14 protein-coding genes and 2 pseudogenes are annotated in these 17978 nt (G+C 69.3%); 8 read left to right on the top strand and 8 right to left on the bottom strand.

From position 1 onward, the window contains the following. Window positions 1-64: 64 nt before the first annotated feature. Complete coding sequence (locus tag U9R90_RS04620; protein WP_411055073.1) at window positions 65-1429, top strand: nitrate/nitrite transporter; 1365 nt, start codon at window positions 65-67, stop codon at window positions 1427-1429. Between the two features lie 26 nt (window positions 1430-1455). Here U9R90_RS04620 and U9R90_RS04615 read toward each other — a convergent pair whose 3' ends face one another. After that, window positions 1456-2235 (bottom strand): N-formylglutamate amidohydrolase, encoded by a 780-nt coding sequence (locus U9R90_RS04615; protein WP_411055072.1) that lies wholly within the window; start codon window positions 2233-2235, stop codon window positions 1456-1458. A gap of 53 nt (window positions 2236-2288) precedes the next feature. Beyond that, on the bottom strand, window positions 2289-4070 hold the full coding sequence (locus U9R90_RS04610; protein ID WP_411055071.1) for an FAD-dependent oxidoreductase: 1782 nt from the start codon (window positions 4068-4070) through the stop codon (window positions 2289-2291). Window positions 4071-4653: 583 nt separating this feature from the next. Between U9R90_RS04610 and U9R90_RS04605 the strand changes: the two genes are divergently transcribed. After that, a complete protein-coding gene (locus tag U9R90_RS04605) occupies window positions 4654-5199 on the top strand; it encodes an NPCBM/NEW2 domain-containing protein (protein WP_411055070.1) in 546 nt (181 codons plus the stop codon). 74 nt (window positions 5200-5273) lie between these two features. Here the strand turns inward: U9R90_RS04605 and U9R90_RS04600 are convergent, their stop codons facing one another. Next, window positions 5274-6350, bottom strand: a complete 1077-nt coding sequence (locus tag U9R90_RS04600) for an ATP-dependent DNA ligase (protein WP_411055069.1) — start codon at window positions 6348-6350, stop codon at window positions 5274-5276. Between the two features lie 74 nt (window positions 6351-6424). Here U9R90_RS04600 and ligD point away from each other — a divergent pair, with 74 nt between their 5' ends. Next, window positions 6425-7441, top strand: coding sequence for a non-homologous end-joining DNA ligase (gene ligD / locus U9R90_RS04595; RefSeq protein WP_411055068.1), 1017 nt, complete (start codon window positions 6425-6427; stop codon window positions 7439-7441). Between the two features lie 17 nt (window positions 7442-7458). On the opposite strand, the pseudogene U9R90_RS04590 reads toward ligD, so the two are convergent. Further along, window positions 7459-7974 (bottom strand): annotated as a pseudogene (locus U9R90_RS04590) (DUF1080 domain-containing protein); the annotation flags it as partial. A 714-nt stretch (window positions 7975-8688) separates the two neighbouring features. On the opposite strand from U9R90_RS04590, the gene U9R90_RS04585 reads away from it, so the two are divergent. The 5 genes and pseudogenes from U9R90_RS04585 to U9R90_RS04565 all read left to right on the top strand — a co-directional run bounded on the left by U9R90_RS04585 (window position 8689) and on the right by U9R90_RS04565 (window position 11719). Beyond that, the gene (locus U9R90_RS04585; protein WP_411057790.1) at window positions 8689-9384 is read left to right on the top strand and encodes a hypothetical protein; all 696 of its coding nucleotides are present in this window, start codon (window positions 8689-8691) and stop codon (window positions 9382-9384) included. A gap of 70 nt (window positions 9385-9454) precedes the next feature. After that, window positions 9455-10108, top strand: a complete 654-nt coding sequence (locus U9R90_RS04580) for a hypothetical protein (protein ID WP_411055067.1) — start codon at window positions 9455-9457, stop codon at window positions 10106-10108. 1 nt (window position 10109) lies between these two features. Next, window positions 10110-10490: pseudogene (locus U9R90_RS04575) on the top strand (multicopper oxidase domain-containing protein); the annotation flags it as partial. Window positions 10491-10573: 83 nt separating this feature from the next. After that, complete coding sequence (locus tag U9R90_RS04570; RefSeq protein ID WP_411055066.1) at window positions 10574-11365, top strand: VOC family protein; 792 nt, start codon at window positions 10574-10576, stop codon at window positions 11363-11365. A 93-nt stretch (window positions 11366-11458) separates the two neighbouring features. Then, window positions 11459-11719 carry a WhiB family transcriptional regulator gene (locus U9R90_RS04565; RefSeq protein ID WP_411055065.1) on the top strand — a complete coding sequence of 87 codons (261 nt, stop codon included), beginning with the start codon at window positions 11459-11461 and terminating at the stop codon, window positions 11717-11719. Window positions 11720-11787: 68 nt separating this feature from the next. Here U9R90_RS04565 and U9R90_RS04560 read toward each other — a convergent pair whose 3' ends face one another. The 4 genes from U9R90_RS04560 to U9R90_RS04545 form a co-directional block, all read right to left on the bottom strand. Then, window positions 11788-12765: an acyl-ACP desaturase gene (locus tag U9R90_RS04560; RefSeq protein WP_411055064.1), complete on the bottom strand. Its 978-nt coding sequence runs from the start codon at window positions 12763-12765 to the stop codon at window positions 11788-11790. A gap of 132 nt (window positions 12766-12897) precedes the next feature. Further along, window positions 12898-13680 (bottom strand): dimethylargininase, encoded by a 783-nt coding sequence (ddaH, locus tag U9R90_RS04555; RefSeq protein WP_411055063.1) that lies wholly within the window; start codon window positions 13678-13680, stop codon window positions 12898-12900. Window positions 13681-13832: 152 nt separating this feature from the next. After that, window positions 13833-16115: an ATP-binding cassette domain-containing protein gene (locus U9R90_RS04550; protein ID WP_411055062.1), complete on the bottom strand. Its 2283-nt coding sequence runs from the start codon at window positions 16113-16115 to the stop codon at window positions 13833-13835. Window positions 16116-16280: 165 nt separating this feature from the next. Further along, window positions 16281-17921 carry an ABC-F family ATP-binding cassette domain-containing protein gene (locus U9R90_RS04545; protein ID WP_411055061.1) on the bottom strand — a complete coding sequence of 547 codons (1641 nt, stop codon included), beginning with the start codon at window positions 17919-17921 and terminating at the stop codon, window positions 16281-16283. Window positions 17922-17978: the final 57 nt, after the last annotated feature.

Raw genomic sequence — 17978 nt, 5'->3', positions numbered from 1 at the left:
AACCTCCCGCCACCAGGGTGAACACCAACAGAAACCGCTCCTCCGACACCCTGGCAGGTCCCCAATGACCACCGTGGTCGACCCAAAGCCGCAACCTCCCGTACGTACCCGCGACATCGAAGACTGGCGCCCGGAAGACAACGCCTTCTGGGAAGAGGCAGGCGCCAAGATCGCCCGCCGCAACCTCGTCTTCTCGGTGATCTCCGAGCACATCGGCTTCTCCGTCTGGAGCCTGTGGTCGGTGATGCTCCTCTTCCTCGGACCTGAGTACGGGATCGACCCGGCCGGGAAGTTCACCCTCGCCGCCCTGCCGGCGGCGGTCGGAGCGGGGCTGCGGCTCCCGTACACCTTCGCGGTCGCGAAGTTCGGCGGCCGCAACTGGACGGTCTTCAGCGCGGGGCTGCTCCTGGTTCCGACGATCCTCGCCGCGGTCGTGCTCGAACCGGGCGTCAGCTACAGCACGCTGCTCGTGGTGGCCTGTATCGCCGGTGTCGGCGGCGGCAACTTCGCCTCCTCGATGGCGAACATCAACGCCTTCTACCCGCAGCGCCTCAAGGGCTGGGCCCTCGGCATCAACGCGGGCGGCGGCAACCTCGGCGTCCCCGCCGTCCAGCTGCTCGGCCTGCTGGTCCTGGCCACGGCGGGCGCGGCGAACCCGCGTCTGCTGCCGCTGATCTACATCCCGCTGATCGTCCTGGCCGCACTCGGCGCCGCGCTGAAGATGGACAACCTCACCGCGATGCGCAACGACAAGCGCGCGATGCGGGACATCTGCAAGGAGCCGCACACCTGGATCATCTCGGGCCTTTACATCGGCACCTTCGGCTCGTTCATCGGCTTCAGCTTCGCCTTCGGCATGGTGCTCAAGATCCAGTTCAGCGAGCAGTTCGACACTCCGCTGAAGGTCGCCTACCTCACCTTCATCGGCCCGCTGCTCGGCTCGCTGATCCGCCCCGTGGGCGGATGGTTCGCGGACCGCTTCGGCGGCGCGAAGGTGACGCTGTGGAACTTCGCGGCGATGGCCGGTGGCGCCCTGGTGGTGCTGATCGCCGCACTGCAGGAGTCGCTGCCGCTGTACATCGCGGGCTTTGTGTCGCTCTTCGTGCTCACCGGCATCGGCAACGGCTCGGTCTACAAGATGATCCCGGCGATCTTCCGCGCCAAGGCCAAGCTCTCCGTCGGCGGCGGCATCGACGAGAACGAGGCCGAGGAGCGCTCGCGACGGGGTGCATCGGCGCTGATCGGGATCGCCGGATCGGTCGGAGCGTTCGGCGGCGTCCTGGTCAACGTCGCCTTCCGGCAGTCCTTCCTCAGCACCGGGAACGCCAACACCGCGTACCTGGTCTTCTGTCTCGCGTACGTACTGTGCTTCGTGGTGACCTGGGCGGTCTATCTGCGGCCCTCCCCGAAGCGCCTGGCCGGGGTCTAAGGGCAGACACCCCCGAGCACCCTCGCTCAGGACAGCGCACCAACGAGCCGGGCCAGGGCCGCCGCAAGCGGCCCGAGGCCCGGCCCCGCGCGTCCGCCGGGCTCGGCCCTATACAGATCGCGCCGGATCTCGATCATCAGCGCACCGACCCTCGGGTCACGGCCGTAGTGCCGCAGCGGGACATACGTCCCCGCGAACGGGCTGTTGACCGCCGTACCCCCGCACGGAGCGAACGCGCGCTCCGCGTGGCCGAGCAGCTCGGCCGAGGTGTGGAAGGCGTCAGTGCCCAGGCAGATGGGCGGCCGCACCCCGTCGCCGTGCAGCTCGTAGGGGAGCGCCCGGCTGGGATACGAGTGGACGTCGACGAGCACGGCCCGCCCGGTGGCGGCCAGCCGATCCTCGACCGCGTCGGTGACCGCCTGGGCGTACGGCTCGAAGTAGGCGTCGATCAGCGGCTTCGGATCGGTGTCCGCCGGGCGCAGCCGCGCCCGCCGCGAGGTGTGCGTGTAGACCGCGCCCATCCCGACGGCCCGCATCTCCTCCCGCTCGTCGGGAAACCGCTCCGGGTCCACCACCAGCCGCGACAGCCGGTTCACGAACCGCCACGGAGTGACGGCGGCCGCGGCGGCGGCCTGCTCCGCCAGGGTGTCGGTATGGGCGTCGGTGAGCTGGTCCAACTCGTCCTGAAGCGCCGCGTCATCCAGCGAGATTCCGTCGCGTACCGCCTGCGGAATGGCGCGCGCGGCGTGCGGCACATGCAGCAGCACGGGGGATTCCGGCGCGCCGGGCAGCAACTGGAAGTGCACGTAGGGCTCCCGCTCGGGTCGGTGGTCGAGGAGCCCACAGTACGGACAGGCTCTCACCCCAGATCGAACACGTTGCGCAGGCCGAGCCGGTAGCGCGTACGGTCGTGGCGCTTGAAGGCCTCCAGCTCAGGCGGCCGGAACAGCGGGACGACCTTACACCGGGGTGCGCTCGAACCCACCTGGTCCAGCAGGGCGTTGACGGCTTCGCGGGCCGAGGCGTTGGCGCCCTCCATCGTCGCCAGGTCGATGTCCACGGCCACGTAGTCACCGGACAGGAACAGGTTGGGGATCTTCGTCTTCGCGGTCGGCCGGTGGTGCAAGGTGCCGACCGGGTGGATCAGCAGCTCGTCCTCGTTGGTCGGGTTCGGGGTGCCGATGCCGTCGACGCCGGGGTCGAGGAACCACGAGTGCAGCACGCCGTCCCGCAGCACGTTCTTGCCGGTGTCGTTCAGCGCGGCCTTCAGCTGCGCCCACACCTCGCGCGCCACCTCGTCACGGGTGCACTGCTTGGCCGTCTTGCCGTACAGCATCCCGGGCTTGTCCCACTCCGAGATGTCGACCGACAGGCAGTCCCGTACCGTGCCGTCGCCGTAGTCGGCGGGGAAGTCGCGATCCGGCCAGTGCGTCGCCTGGGCGATCGCGGTCAGCGACCAGGGGGAGTCGACGCAGTTGAGGTGCCCGTGCAGGATCGGGGTGCGCTCGGTCAGGTAGTACTGGATGCCGGTCATCCAGTCCGTCTCCAGCTTGTCGCAGCGCGCCAACTGCGGGTCGGCCGCCTTCAGTTCCGCGCTCCAGGTCGGCCGGGCGTGCTCCACCGGCATGGCCTGGACATAGTGGTCGGCGGTGACGGACCGGCGTACGCCGCCCGGGTCCTCGACCCTCACCGATGTGATCCGCCCGTCGCCGAACTTCAGCTCGCGCACGCTCCAGCCGACCTTGAACTCCACACCTAGAGACGTCAGATGCTCCACCCAGGGGTCGATCCAGGCCTCGTTGGTGGGCGCGTTCAGGATCCGGTCCGGCGGGCCGTCCGCACCCCGGCCCAGCGCGTTGAAGACGAAGGCCTCGCCGAGCGTGCCGACCGTACGGGTGCTGGCCTCCTCGGCCTTGGTCGCCACGATGTTCCGCGTCACGCCGATGGCGAGCAGCCGCTGGTAGGTCTCGGACATCTGCCCGGCCCGTACGAAGTCCCACCAGGAGGTGGCCTCCCACTGCCGGTCGCGCCGCTCGTCGCAACTGGTGAGGAAGACCACCGCACGGTTCACGAAGTACGCGACCTCGTGCGCGGGCAGCCCCTTCGCCGCGTCCAGCAGGCCCCGCAGGGCGCGCCGGATCTCGTCGAGGGTGAGCTGGGCGGGCTTGTGGCCCGGCCACGGGATCGGGATACGGAGATCCTCGTACCCGGTGCGCGCCATCATCATTTCCTTGGGCGCGACGAGGTTGTCCCAGACGCCGTTGGCGTTGCCGGGGAAGGGCGTACGGCGCATCGTGTCGGGGAGGTTGTGGTAGATCCCCGGAATGAACCGGAACCCGTGCTCGGCGGGCAGCGGTCTGCGCTCGCCCTTGGCACTGTCCGGTACGTCCATCGAGCGGGCCTTGCCACCGAGTGCGCGGCGTTCGTAGACGGTCACGGCGAAGCCGCGTTCGGCCAGTTCGTGGGCGGCGGTGAGGCCGGCTACGCCGCCGCCGAGTACGGCGACGGTCTGCTGTTCGGCCCCGGCTTGTGCGGCATGCGGTGCCGCTGTCGCGGCGCTCGGCACGCCCAGCGCGGCCGCTCCGCTGGCCGCCGCTGCCCCCGCCACAAATGTGCGTCGCGTACTGCCCGTTCGCCCCATGCCCACCCCTTACCGACGGTAACTGTCGTGTCGGCGCAGGAGCATAGGGGTGCCACGGGCCACCCGGAAGGCACGTGTGCACCAATGGCGCGTTTACGTCGCTGGCTCTCCTCCCCACCCCGCCCCTTCCGCACCTGAGGGCAAGCCCCGGACTTCCTTGATCGCCTTCGGGCAGGTCCAGAGGAACATTGCCGCGCAGCCGAAAGGGACGTCGTCAACCCGGCATCAACGAGGCAACTGGAGAGTAACTCACATTCTGTGCAAGGTAGTTGACCTCTGAGGGTCTGTACTATGTGGCACCACGAGGTTTGTGATCTTTCATAGAAATCTTGAGGTACGCATGCCGCGAAGCGATCACGATGGCACTGGAGTGCGAGGGTCACGCCTTAAGGACGCAGCGATCGGCGCGGCCCTGATCTCGGCCGCCGGAGCAGTGGTTGCCGCATTCATTACCATCATCCCCGCCATGCAGGGCTCCGACGATCCCTCTGACGCCAATAACTCCGCGCCTCCTGCGGCGACCTACCCTCAGTCGACGACTCCTCGGCCACAAGAGAATGAGTCCACTCCAGCGCCCCCGACCGTGACCGCTTCTTCTCCGGACCGGCAGGCGGACGAGCGCCCGGCAGAAGAGGGCGATCCCCCCGCGGACGCTGAGACCGACGGATCGTCCCCCGAGGACCGCGAGGCCCCACGCGTCGCCCCGCAGCAGATGACCCACTACCTGTCAGGACTCGATCCAGTCGGCGGGCTGGGGAACTTCAAGAGCACCGGCGCGTCGAAGATGAACGGCACAACGTACGCGAACAGTGTCCGCTTCCACCCCAGCTACTTCCAGTCGAATCCCCTGAGCGTGACATACAACGTCCCAGCCGGAACGAAATCACTCAAAGCCGACGTGGGCCTCGATGACGAGACACTGGACGGCTATGAGGTGCACTTCGAGGTAAAGCGAAATGATGGTTCTGTCGTCTTCCAGGAAACCCTCCGCGCGGGAGCGGTACATGACGTTGACAAGAAAGTCTCGGGCGTGCGCCGTATCACGATCACGGTCAAAGTGATCGCACGCCCGTCAGATGCGATCAATAACAGGTTCCGCGCCGTCGTAGGTAACGGTAGGTTCGAGTAACCGCACGCTTGAGTAACCGCACATCAAAGGCTCGAGTAGGCACAGATCAAGGGAAGGCGAGATCCGGCGCGCGCTCAGGCACCAGGCGGGCTGGACAGGACCTGGCTCAGGTCGTAGTTGACCGGCTCGTCAAGCTGCGCGTAAGTGCAGCTGGCCGGAGCCCGGTCCGGCCGCCACCGGCGGAACTGCGTCGTGTGGCGGAACCGCGCACCGTTCTCCAGGTGGTCGTACGCCACCTCGGCCACCCGTGAGGGCCGCAACGGCACCCACGACAGATCCTTCTTGCCGGACCACCGGCTCGGCGCCCCCGGCAGCCGCGCCGACTCGTGGGCGGACTCCTCACCCCAGGCCGCCCACGGATGCCCCTCCATGGAGGACATCCGCAGCGGCTCCAGCTGCTCGACCAGCTCGGCGCGGCGCTTCATCGCGAACGCCGCGCAGACCCCGACATGCTGGAGCACGCCCTCGGCGTCGTACAGCCCGAGCAGTAGCGAGCCGACCACGGGCCCGCTCTTGTGGAAGCGGTAGCCCGCGACCACCACATCCGCCGTCCGCTCATGCTTGATCTTGAACATCAGGCGTTCGCCGGGCCGGTACCGCAGGCCGAGCGGCTTGGCGATCACCCCGTCCAGGCCCGCGCCCTCGAACGCCGTGAACCACTCCTGGGCGAGCTCCGGGTCGGTCGTGGCGGGGGCGACATGGACCGGCGCCGACGCCCCGGCCAGCGCCATCACCAGCAGGGCCCGACGGTCCGCGAGCGGGACGTCGAGCAGTGCGTCGTCACCGAGCGCGAGCAGGTCGAAGGCCACGAACGAGGCCGGGGTCCGCTCGGCCAGCAGCTTCACCCGCGATTCGGCGGGATGGATACGCTCGGTGAGCGCGTCGAAGTCGAGGCGCCCGTCGCGGGCGATCACCAGCTCGCCGTCCAGCACGCAGCGCTCCGGCAGCCGCTCCCGCAGCGCCTGGACCAGCTCCGGAAAGTAGCGGGTCAGCGGCTTGCCGGTGCGGCTGCCCAGCTCGATCTCGGGGCCGTCCCGGAACACGATCACCCGGAAGCCGTCCCACTTGGCCTCGTACTGCATACCCGGCGGGATCTTCGCCACGGACTTGGCGAGCATCGGCTTGACGGGCGGCATCACCGGAAGATCCATAAGTCGATTCTGCGACGGGAATCCGACAATCGCCCGATATGCACCCAGTAGGGGATGGGCCTACCGTGGCTCGCATGGGTGGCGCAGCGGTGGAGCTCGAAGCCGGAGGCCGTACCGTCCGGCTGTCGAGCCCGGACAAGGTCTTCTTCCCGGAGCGCGGGTTCACCAAGCTGGACCTGGCGCAGTACTACCTGGCCGTCGGCGACGGGATCCTGCGCGCCCTGCGCGACCGCCCCACGACCCTGGAGCGCTACCCGGACGGCGTCGAGGGCGAGTCCTTCTACCAGAAGCGCGCCCCCAAGAACCTCCCGGACTGGATTCCCACCGCCACGATCTCCTTCCCCAGCGGCCGCACCGCCGACGAGATCTGCCCCACCGAGCTCGCCGCCGTCATCTGGGCCGCCCAGTTCGGCACGCTGACCTTCCACCCCTGGCCGGTACGGAGCGGAGCCCCCGACCATCCGGACGAACTCCGTATCGACCTCGACCCACAGCCCGGCACCGACTTCGCCGACGCCGTCCGCGCCGCCCACGAACTCCGCGCGGTCCTGGACGAGTTCGGCGGCCTGCGCGGCTGGCCCAAGACCTCGGGCGGCCGCGGCCTGCACGTCTTCGTGCCGATCGAGCCCCGCTGGAACTTCGTCGCGGTACGCCGGGCCGTGATCGCCTGCGGCCGTGAGCTGGAGCGCCGGATGCCGGACGCGGTGACCACCGCCTGGTGGAAGGAGGAGCGCGGCGAGCGCATCCTGGTCGACTACAACCAGGCCGCCCGCGACCGCACCATCGCCTCCGCCTACTCCGTGCGCGCACACCCCCGCGCCCCCGTCTCCGCGCCGCTGCGCTGGGACGAGGTCGACACGGTCAAGCCCGAGGACTTCGACCTGGCGACCATGCCGACCCGGTACGCCGAAGTCGGCGACGTACACGCCGACATGGAGGACCACGCGTACAGCCTTGACCAACTGCTCGAACTGGCCGACCGGGACGAGCGGGACCGCGGGCTCGGGGACCTGCCGTACCCGCCCGAGTATCCGAAGATGCCGGGCGAGCCCAAGCGGGTCCAGCCGAGCCGCGCGAAGCACGAGTCCTAGGGTCGCCTCGGGGTGGTCTAGAGCTCCTGGATGCGGATGTCGCGGTACGAGATGACATCCGTGACCCCGTGCACCTGGAGCCCGATGTAGCCGGAGGCGAAGCGGCGCCCGTCCGTGCCCGGGTCGTCGGTCCGTGGCGGAGAGAAGTCCTGCCCTGAGGTGTTGTCGAACTCGTTGATCAGCTCGCCGTTGCGGAAGACCGAGTAGTGCTGGTCCTCCACCCGGATCTCGTAGTCGTTCCAGGTGCCCTTGGGTGTGACGCCCGCACCGCCCAGGCCGACCCGGTCGAAGCCGTACAGCGAGCCGGTCTTGTACATGTCGCCGTCCGGACGGTCCAGGATCTGCACCTCGTGCCCGTACTTGATGGCGACCCACTCCGGACGTGGCTCCTCGGGGTGGCCGTGGACCTGCGGGAAGCGCACGAAAACGCCGGAGTTGGCGTTGCCCGCACCCGGCGCGTCGTCACGCCACTGGAGCTTCAGTGAGAAGTCGTCGTACTTGCGCTCCGGGAACCACAGCATGCCCAGGCCGTCGTTGTTCGGGACTTGTTCTTCGGTGGTCGCAGCCGTATCAGCCGAGCGCCTGGTCCGGGTCGGGCATATTGCGGTCCCGGTAGGGCTGGTTGTTGGCCATGCGGTAGGGCCAGCCGCGGTTGCCGGGCCCGGTGATGGCGGCGAAGATGACGTGCCTGGCCGTCGGTGATCGGTGGGGTGACGGACGGAGCGACGTCCTACACGGTGTCGACTACGAGATTAGGAGCGACGGCACCCGGCACGACCGGAGCCATGCCGAGGCGGGCGGCACCTGGCGGGCGGGCAGCGCCAGGTTGCCAACAACTGGTTTGGTGTCGGCCGTGGTTGGCCAGGGTGTCCCTCGATGGGGTGAACGGGGCCGGTTCCCAAGATCTTGCACGTGCGGGGAACGCATGATGTGGCGGCGGAGTTCGATGCGACCAGGGAGGGGGTTGGCCGGTGGCACGCAGGCGGGGAAAGAAGCGTGAGCTGCGAGCGATCGCTGCCCCGTTCACCGTGGCTGCCCCGTCCGGGGCGAGGATCCGGGACCGGCTGAAGGGTCTGACGGCGGCGGATGTGGCGGTCCTTGCAAGGGTCGGCGAGCACCTGGGCCACCATCAGCGGGCTGATCTCGCCGCACGAGTCCGGATCGGGAGCGTTCCGGCGAAGCAGACCGGGCGCGCCGGGCGGAAGAAGGGACTGACTGCCGTTTCCTCCTCGCGGTGGGCGGGGGCGTTGACCCGCGCGTCAGAGGATCAGTACCAGCTGTCGATGCGCTGCCTGGTGGATGAGCGGGCCGGTCTGCGGCGCCGGATCCGGAAGATCGGGCGGCGGCTGGCGGTGCCGTGCGGCCAGAAGCGCGGCCGGATGCGTGGTTATGTGGACCAAGCCGAGCGCTGGCAGAAGCAGCGCCGTCTGGAGAGTCTTGGATCGCAGCTGGCGGCGGTACAGCGGCAGATCGAGGAGGGGTGTCCGTCGATCGTGGTCGGCGGACGCCGACTGGCCAGGGCCCGTCACCACCTCGCTGAGGCTGGTATCACCGAAGTCGGCTGGCGGGAACGGTGGGACGCTGCTCGTCTGTTCCTGACCGCCGACGGCGAGTCCGGTGCCCCGCACGGCAACTACACGATCACCGTCGACCCCGCCTCGGGAGAGGTGTCGCTCGTGCTCCCGGAACCTTTGCGGTCCCTGGCGAACAGTCCGCGTGGCCGCTACACGCTCTCGTGCACGGTCGCCTTCTCGCACCGGCGGGAGGAATGTCTGGACCGGGTGACCGAGCACCGGGCTGTGCGTTACGACATTGTCCGCGATCCGGCACGCGGCCGCTGGTACCTGGATGCCTCCTGGTCGACCGGCAAGACGGTCCTGCCAGGCCCCCCAGGAGATCCGGGCGTTCGGCGAGAACCTTCTCTCGGTCGACCTCAACGCTGATCATCTGGCCGCCTGTGTCCTCGACCCGCACGGCAACCCGGTCGGCGAACCGCACACGATCCCGCTGGAGGTGACCGGTCCGGCCTCCCAGCGGGACGGGCGCCTGCGCGGCGCGATCACCGAACTGATCGGCATCGCCCAGCAGCACCACTGCGCGGGCATCGCGATCGAGAACCTCGGCTTCGACGACGCCCGCACCACGGGGCGGGAGACCATGGGCCGCGGCAGGCGCGGCAAGCGATTCCGGCGCACCGTGGCCGGCATCCCTACCGCGAAGTTCCGGGAACGCCTGCGAGGTATGGCCTATCACCAGGGCCTGGTCGTGATCGCGGTGGACCCCGCCTACTCCTCGATCTGGGGCGGGAGGTATTGGAAAGCCCCGGTCCAGCAGCAGACCAAGATCACCGTCACCCGGCACCACGGTGCCGCCGTGGCGATCGGCAGGCGTGGCCTGGGACACAGGATCCGGCGTCGGCCAGGTGTGACCGCTCCCGACCAGAGGATCGGGCAGCGGAGAGCTACCGGCCAGACCGCATCCGTTCCCAGGCCACACGGGACCGCGAGCCCACCCAGGACCACAGGCACGCCAAACGGAGGCGACAAGACCTGCTGGAGCCGAGGTGACCAACTCGCGCTGTTCCCCGACCTCGAAGACCATTCGCGAGGTCATCGGATCACCGATCCGATCTATGGCGATCCGGCCAACGCTGGCCAACAACGCTAGGAACGGTACTGGAACTACCACGACCAAGGGCCTCTACGGGCCGCTGATCGTGCGCCGCGCGGGCGACGTACTGCCGGACAAGACCTTCACCATCGTCCTGCCGGACAAGACCTTCACCATCGTCTTCAACGACATGACGACCAACAACCTCGCCCAGGGACCCGACTTCCGGGCCACGATGGGCGACCGCGTCGAGATCGTCATGATCACGCACGGTGAGTACTACCACACGTTCCATCTGCACGGGCACCGCTGGGCGGACAACCGCACCGGCATCCTGACCGGGCCCGACGACCCCACACCGGTCGTCGACAACACCGGAATGCTCCTGGTCGCCAAGCCGGACGGCACGACCCCGGGGCACGAGCCGCACCACCGGTAGGACCCCGTGGAAAGGGCGGTTGTCAGTGCCGGGTGCCAGACTCGTGAGAGGCAGGACAACGGGACCCCGCAAAGGAGCGGACCATGCTCACCACCCGTTTCGTCACCGGCTCCGTCAACTGGACGGATCTCACGACCCCCGGCATCGAGGGGGCGAACACCTTCTACGGCGAGCTCTTCGGCTGGCGGTTCCAGCCGGGCAGCCCCGAATTCGGCGGCTATGGCACCTACGAGCTGGACGGCAAGGCCGTCGCGGGCGGAATGCCGCTGGCCGAGGAGATGGGCCCGCCCCGCTGGGGCATCTTCTTCCAGAGCCCGGACGCGGACGCCACGGCCAAGGCCGTGGCGCAGGCCGGCGGCACGGTCGTGGCCGAACCGATGGACGTCGCCGACCTCGGGCGGATGGCCGTGTTCACGGACCAGGCCGGCGCGGAGTTCGGTGTCTGGCAGCCGGGCACCATGCCGGGCCTGGAGGCGGTCAACACCGCGGGCAGCCTCTGCTGGGCCGAGCTGTACACCACGGATGTCGCCGCGGCCGTCGGTTTCTACGGCGCCGTGCTCGGCCTGCAGGCCTTCGAGGTCACCTTCCCCGGTGGCTCCTACACCACCGTGTACCCGGAGGGGACCACGGCGGACGACATGTTCGGTGGCATCGTCGCCAAGGAGTCCGACCCGGTCGAAGCGGCGGGCGAGGCGTACTGGCTGCCGTACTTCGCGGTCGACGACTGCGATGCGACGGTCGCCACCGCCGAGCGGCTCGGCGGCACGGTACGTATGGAGCCCACGGACATGGAGGACGTCGGCCGCCTCGCGAAGCTGGCCGACCCGCACGGCCTGCGGTTCGCGCTGCTCAAGCCCGTCCCGCCGCAAGGCTGAGCCACGGAAACCGGGCCGCCCCCGGCGCGGCGCGCCGGGGGCGACGTGGGCGTTCAGCGTTCGTTGATCGCTTGTTTCGCGCTGCCCGGCAGCATGACGGACATGCTCAGCGATACCAACGTCGTTCCTGTCCCCGCCTGGCAGTCGGAGGCGCTCTGTGCCCAGACCGGGCCCGAGTTCTTCTTCCCCGAGCCCGGTGGCTCCGTCAGCGAGGCCAAACGCCTCTGCATGGCCTGTGAGGGGCGCACCGCCTGTCTGGAGTACGCCCTCACCCACGACGAGCGCTTCGGCGTCTGGGGCGGCCTCTCGGAGAAGGAGCGCCAGCAGCTGCGGCGCGACCGGCGGCGGGACTGAGTCCTGTCCGACGGGCGGAGTCCTGTCCGGCGGGGCGGAGTCCGCCGGGGCGGACAGGACTCGGCAGGTCAGCTCGCGGCGGCCCGTGCCGCGATGCGGGCCTTGCGGGCCGCGAGCTTCTCGTCGAACTTCGAGGCTTCCGAGTCGAGCCCGCCCATGTACAGGCCGAGCTCCTCCTGCGCTTTGAGGCCCTCCGGGCCGAGCCCGGTGATCTCCAGGACCTTCAGGAAGCGCAGCACCGGCTGCAGCACGTCGTCGTGGTGGATGCGCATGTTGTAGATCTCGCCGATCGCCATCTGCGCGGCGGCCCGCTCGAATCCGGGCATACCGTGCCCCGGCATCCGGAAGTTCACGACGACATCGCGCACCGACTGCATGGTCAGGTCGGGGGCGATCTCGAAGGCCGCGCCGAGCAGGTTGCGGTAGAAGACCATGTGCAGGTTCTCGTCGGTGGCGATGCGCGACAGCATCCGGTCGCAGACGGGGTCGCCCGACTGGTGCCCGGTGTTCCGGTGCGAGATCCGGGTCGCCAGCTCCTGGAAGGCCACGTATGCCACCGAGTGCAGCATCGAGTGCCGGTTGTCGGACTCGAAGCCCTCGCTCATGTGCGCCATCCGGAACTGCTCCAGCTTGTCCGGGTCGACGGCCCGCGAGGCGAGCAGGTAGTCGCGCATCACGATGCCGTGCCGGCCCTCCTCGGCGGTCCAGCGGTGCACCCAGGTACCCCAGGCGCCGTCGCGGCCGAACAGCGAGGCGATCTCGTGGTGGTAACTGGGGAGGTTGTCCTCGGTCAGCAGGTTGACCACCAGGGCGGTCTTGCCGATGTCGGTGACCTTGGACTGTTGCGGGTCCCAGGCCTCGCCGTCCTCGAAGAAGCCCGGGAAGTTCCGGGCGTCCGAGAACGGCACGTACTCGTGCGGCATCCAGTCCTTGGCAACCTTCAAGTGGCGGTTGAGCTCCTTCTCCACCACTTCCTCCAGCGCGTAGAGCAGCCGGGCATCAGTCCAGTTGTCCGAGCTGCCAAGGTGGGGGGAGGTGATCGTCACGGGGGCTCCTGCGGGGACGGGAGAGTGCTACCTACGGGTTCGTAGGTTACGAGACCGTAGGTTAAGCGTCCTGTAAAGGAGATCCCTTACCAGGGGGGTGAGCTGACCGTTTCCTCCTATTTTGTGATGGTGCTACGCGTACAGATCGCGCAGTCGTACCGAGAGGCAGGTCACACATCCTTCGAGTTTTTCGAACTCGCCGATATCCACGGGAACCGGCTCATAGCCGAGATCCGCCAGCAGCTCCGCGGACCGGGGCGCGCTCGCCGCGATCAGCAGCTTGGCGCCGCCCAGCAGCACCACATGCGCCCCCGACTCCTCCGGTACGGCGAGCAGGCGCGGGAACAGCGTGGTCAGCTCCGCGTTCAGGAGCGGCTCGTACCCGATGACCGTGCCGTCCGGCAGTGCGGTCACCGCCGACTTCAGGTGCAGCACCTTGGACACCGGTACGGCGACGACCCGCGCCCCCAGCGGCTCGAAGGCCGCCCGCAGCTGCCGCACACCGTCCGCGTTGGTCCGCCCGCCGCGCCCCACGTACACCGAGTCGCCGATCTTGAGAACATCGCCGCCGTCCAGCGTCCCGGGGGTCCAGACCCAGTTCACCGAGGCGCCGAGCTCGGCCGCCGTGTGCTCCACCGCGATCGTCTCCAGGCGGCGGGACTCCGCGCCGGGCCGGGTGATCAGGGCGACGTTCCGGAACATCACCACCGTGTCCTCGACGAAGACGCCGTCCGGGCAGTCGTCGGCCGGTGCCACCTCGACGGTCTCCCAGCCGTGCTCGCGCAGCGTCGCGGCGTAGGTCTCCCACTGGTCGAGCGCGAGGGCGGGGTCGACGACGGCGCGCTCGACATGGGTGACCAGGCCTTCGGCGAGGCGTGGGCTCGGGCGGCGGATCAGGGCCTTCTTGCTGGGCACGTGGCATGACTCCGTCTCGGGGGCGGTGGTGGCGGACATCATGCAGGGTGCGGCCGGGCCGGGGGAACCCCGCGTCGACCCGCCGCACCACCCCCGGAACCGATCACTCCGATCAGCTCCCGCCGCACCACCCCCGGAACCGATCACTCCGATCAGCTCCCGCCCCCCGTCTCACGCCGCAGAAAGCGCGCCGTGAACGAGTCCGGAGCGCCGAGCAGCTCGGCCGGCGTGCCCTCGAAGACGACCCGGCCGCCATGCCTGCCCCCCTCCGGACCCAGGTCGATGATCCAGTCCGCGCGCCTGACCACGTCCAGGTTGTGCTCGACCACGATCACCGTGTTCCCCGCGTCGACCAGCCGGTCCAGCAGCGCCACCAGACCGTCGACGTCCGCCATGTGCAGCCCGGTCGTCGGCTCGTCGAGCACATAGACCGCGCCCGTACGGTGCAGCCGCATGGCCAGTTTGATGCGCTGCCGCTCGCCGCCCGACAGCGAGCTGAGCGGCTGCCCCAGGGTGAGATAGGTGAGCCCCACATCGCGCAGCGCGCGCAGTCGGCGCCGTACCGCCCGGTCGTCGAACTCCGCGAAGAACTCCAGGGCGTGATCGGCCGTCAGCTCCAGCACGTCCGCGATGGAACGGCCGCCCACCGTGAGCGCCAGCACCTCGTCCTTGAACCGGCGCCCCTCGCACACCTGGCAGGTCGTGGTCACCGGGTCCATGAACGCCAGGTCGCTGTAGCTGATGCCCCGCCCCTGACACGCCTCGCACGCACCCTGCGAGTTGAAGCTGAACAGCCCCGGCCGGGTGCCGGTCCGCTGCGCGAACAGCTTGCGCAGCGGGTCCATGATCCCGAGATACGTCGCCGGGGTCGAGCGCGCCGAGATCCCGATGGGCGACTGGTCCACGACCACGGCATCCGGATGCGCCGCCGTGAACGCCCCGGACACCAGCGTGGACTTGCCGGAACCCGCGACCCCGGTCACCGCGGTGAGCACCCCGGTCGGGAAGCGCACACTCACCTCGCGCAGGTTGTGCAGCCGCGCATCCTTGACCCACAGCCCACCCGTCGGCTCCCGCGGCTCCTTCTTGACACCCGAAGTCCTGCGCAGGCAGCGGCCGGTGAGCGTGTCCGCGGCGCGCAGCTCCCGCGGTGTCCCCTCGAAGACGATCTCCCCGCCGTGCGTCCCGGCGCCGGGGCCCATGTCGACCACATGGTCGGCGATGGCGATCACATCCGGGTCGTGCTCGACGACCAGCACTGTGTTGCCCTTGTCGCGCAGCCGCAGCAGCAGATCGTTCAACCGCCCCACATCGCGCGGGTGCAGGCCGACGCTGGGCTCGTCGAAGATATACGTCATGCCGGTGAGGCTGCTGCCCAGGTGGCGCACCATCTTCAGCCGCTGCCCCTCACCCCCCGACAGGGACGGGGTCGGCCGGTCCAGGCTGAGATAGCCGAGCCCGATGGCCTCGATCCGCTCCAGGGCGGTGACGGCCGCCGCGGCGATCGGCCCGGCCACCGGGTCCGCGATCCGCGCCAGCGCCGGGATCAGCTCGGTGACCTCCAGCGCCGCACAGTCGGCGATGCTGAGCCCGTCGATACGGGAGGCCAGGGCCGCGGCGTTGAGCCGCGCCCCCTCGCACTCGGGGCAGTCGCCTTCGGTGATGAAGCGCTGCACCAGGTCCCGGGTGCGCTGGCTGAGCGCGCCGATGTCGCGCTTGACGTACAGCCGCTCGAAGCGGTCGGCGAGGCCCTCGTAGTCGTTCTCCACCTCGAAGGTGGTGCCCTTGACCCGTACCTTGCCGCCCTTGCCGCGCAGCAGGAACTCCCGCTCGGCCGCCGTGAACTCACCGACCGGCCGATGGGCGTCCAGGTCGGGGCTGTTGAGGTAGGTCTGGCCGTGGAAGGTGCCCACGGCGAACGGCGGGAAGAGGATCGCGCCGTCCGCGAGCGACCTGGCCGGGTCCAGGATGCGCTCGTAGTCCGGACGCACCGTCCGCCCGAGCCCGTCGCAGCGCGGGCACATCCCTGACGGGTCGTTGAAGGAGTACGCGGTGGCCGGGCCCGCGCTCGGTGTCCCGTACCGCGAGAACAGCACCCGGATCACCGAGAAGATGTCCGTCATGGTGGCCACGGTGGAGCGCGAGTGGCCGCCGATCGGCCGCTGGTCGACGACGATCGCGGGCGAGAGGTCCTCCAGGGCGTCCGCGTGCGGCCGCTCGTACTTGGGCAGCCGGTTGCGGACGAACCAGGTGAAGGTCTCGTTCAGCTGACGCTGCGACTCGACCGCGATCGTGTCGAAGACGACCGACGACTTTCCCGACCCCGACACCCCCGTGAAGACCGTGAGGCGGCCTTTGGGGATGCGGAGGTCGACGCCCTTGAGGTTGTTCTCGCGGGCACCGGTGATGACGATCTGCTCGGGAAGGAAGGACATACCCGCGACGCTAGAGCCGATACCCGACAGCTTCTGTCCGGATTTCCCGGCTCTTTGGCCAGGTGCGTTCTTTGCTCAGCCGCGCTCCTGGCTCAGGTGAGCTCCTGGTTCAGCCGCGCTCCTGGCCTGGTTCGGGTGCACTCCTCGTTCAGATGCGCTCCTCGTTCAGTTCGTCGCCATCGCCTCGCGCACCCCCTCCGCAGTCGTGTCCCTGAGCTCGCCGTCCAGCAGCAGCCAGCGGGTGATGCCGATCGACTCCAGGAACGGCAGGTCATGGCTGGCCACGATCAGCGCCCCCTCGTACGACTCCAGCGCCGAGGTCAGCTGCTTGACGCTGGCCATGTCCAGGTTGTTGGTCGGCTCGTCCAGCATGAGCAGCTGCGGCGCCGGCTCCGCGAGCAGCAGCGCCGCGAGCGCCGCCCGGAACCGCTCGCCGCCCGACAGGGTCGCCGTCACCTGGTCGGCCCGCGCCCCCTTGAACAGGAAGCGGGCCAGCCGTGCCCGGATCCGGTTGTTGGTGGCGTCGGGCGCGGACCGTGCCACGTTCTCGGCGACGGTCCGCTCCCCGTCCAGGACGTCGAGCCGCTGGGGCAGGAAGCGCAGCGGTACGTGTGGCACCGCCTCGCCCTCCTCCGGTTCGAGCTCCCCGCTGATCGTCCGCAGCAGCGTGGTCTTGCCCGCGCCGTTCCGCCCGACCAGCGCGATCCGCTCCGGGCCACGCAACTCGAACTCGCCCTGGACACGGGCCCCGTAGCGGAGTCGAAGCCCGCTGAGGGTGAGCACCGAGCGGCCTGGCGGCACCGCGGTGTACGGCAGGTCGACGCGGATCTCGTCGTCGTCCCGGACGGCATCGACCGCTTCGTCGAGCCGCTCCTTGGCCTCGGTGAGCTTCTCCTCGTGCAGGATGCGGTGCTTGCCCGCCGACTCCTGGGCGGTGCGCTTGCGCATCCTCATCACCGCCCGTGGCTCGCGCTTCGTGTCGAACATCTTCTGCCCATAGCGCACCCGCCGGGCCAACTTGACGTGCGCCTCGGTCAGTTCGCGCTTCTGCCGCTTGAAGTCGGCCTCGGCGACCCGGACCATGCGCTCCGCGGCCTCCTGCTCGGTGCCCAGCACCTCCTCGTACGCGGAGAAGTTGCCCCCGTACCAGGTGATCCGGCCCTCGCGCAGATCGGCGATCTGGTCGACCAGGTCCAGGAGTTCCCGGTCGTGACTGATCACGATCAGCACGCCCGACCAGGCGTCCACAGCGCTGTACAGCCGCTGCCTGGCGTACAGGTCCAGGTTGTTGGTCGGCTCGTCGAGCAGCAGTACGTCGGGTCGGCGCAGCAGCAGTGCGGCCAGCCTGAGCAGCACGGACTCGCCGCCCGACACTTCGCCGATGGTGCGGTCGAGTCCGATGTGGCCGAGCCCGAGCTGGTCCAGGGTCGCCACGGCGCGCTCCTCGACATCCCAGTCGTCGCCCACCGCGGTGAAGTTCTCCTCACTGACGTCGCCCGCCTCGATGGCGTGCAGCGCGGCGCGGCTCGCGGCGATTCCGAGCGCCTCGTCGACCCGTAGCTCCGTGTCGAGCGTGACGTTCTGCGGCAGATAGCCGACCTCGCCCGCGAGTCGCACCACGCCGTCGGCCGGGGTGAGTTCACCGGCGATCAACTTCAACAGGGTGGACTTCCCCGACCCGTTGACGCCGATCAGTCCGGTCCGGCCCGGACCGAAGGCCACTTGGAGGCCGTCGAAGACCTTGGTGCCGTCCGGCCAGGCGAAGTCGAGCGAGGTGCAGGTGATGGACGGGGGAACGGTAGACATACAGGCCTCCGGCGCGCGCTGGGGAATGGTCAAGGGGCAACGCGGGATGAGACACCG

The organism is Streptomyces sp. E11-3 (assembly GCF_046540415.1).
Classification (GTDB): Bacteria; Actinomycetota; Actinomycetes; order Streptomycetales; family Streptomycetaceae; genus Streptomyces.
This window is presented reverse-complemented; position numbering and strand designations above follow the sequence as displayed.

What these genes read in the sequence shown, in the direction of transcription:
- U9R90_RS04620 (WP_411055073.1), top strand. Translation starts at nt 65, where the DNA reads ATGACCACCGTGGTCGACCCAAAGCCGCAACCTCCCGTACGTACCCGC.
- U9R90_RS04610 (WP_411055071.1), bottom strand. Translation starts at nt 4,070, where the DNA reads ATGGGGCGAACGGGCAGTACGCGACGCACATTTGTGGCGGGGGCAGCG.
- U9R90_RS04600 (WP_411055069.1), bottom strand. Translation starts at nt 6,350, where the DNA reads ATGGATCTTCCGGTGATGCCGCCCGTCAAGCCGATGCTCGCCAAGTCC.
- ligD (WP_411055068.1), top strand. Translation starts at nt 6,425, where the DNA reads ATGGGTGGCGCAGCGGTGGAGCTCGAAGCCGGAGGCCGTACCGTCCGG.
- U9R90_RS04570 (WP_411055066.1), top strand. Translation starts at nt 10,574, where the DNA reads ATGCTCACCACCCGTTTCGTCACCGGCTCCGTCAACTGGACGGATCTC.
- U9R90_RS04565 (WP_411055065.1), top strand. Translation starts at nt 11,459, where the DNA reads ATGACGGACATGCTCAGCGATACCAACGTCGTTCCTGTCCCCGCCTGG.
- U9R90_RS04550 (WP_411055062.1), bottom strand. Translation starts at nt 16,115, where the DNA reads ATGTCCTTCCTTCCCGAGCAGATCGTCATCACCGGTGCCCGCGAGAAC.
- U9R90_RS04545 (WP_411055061.1), bottom strand. Translation starts at nt 17,921, where the DNA reads ATGTCTACCGTTCCCCCGTCCATCACCTGCACCTCGCTCGACTTCGCC.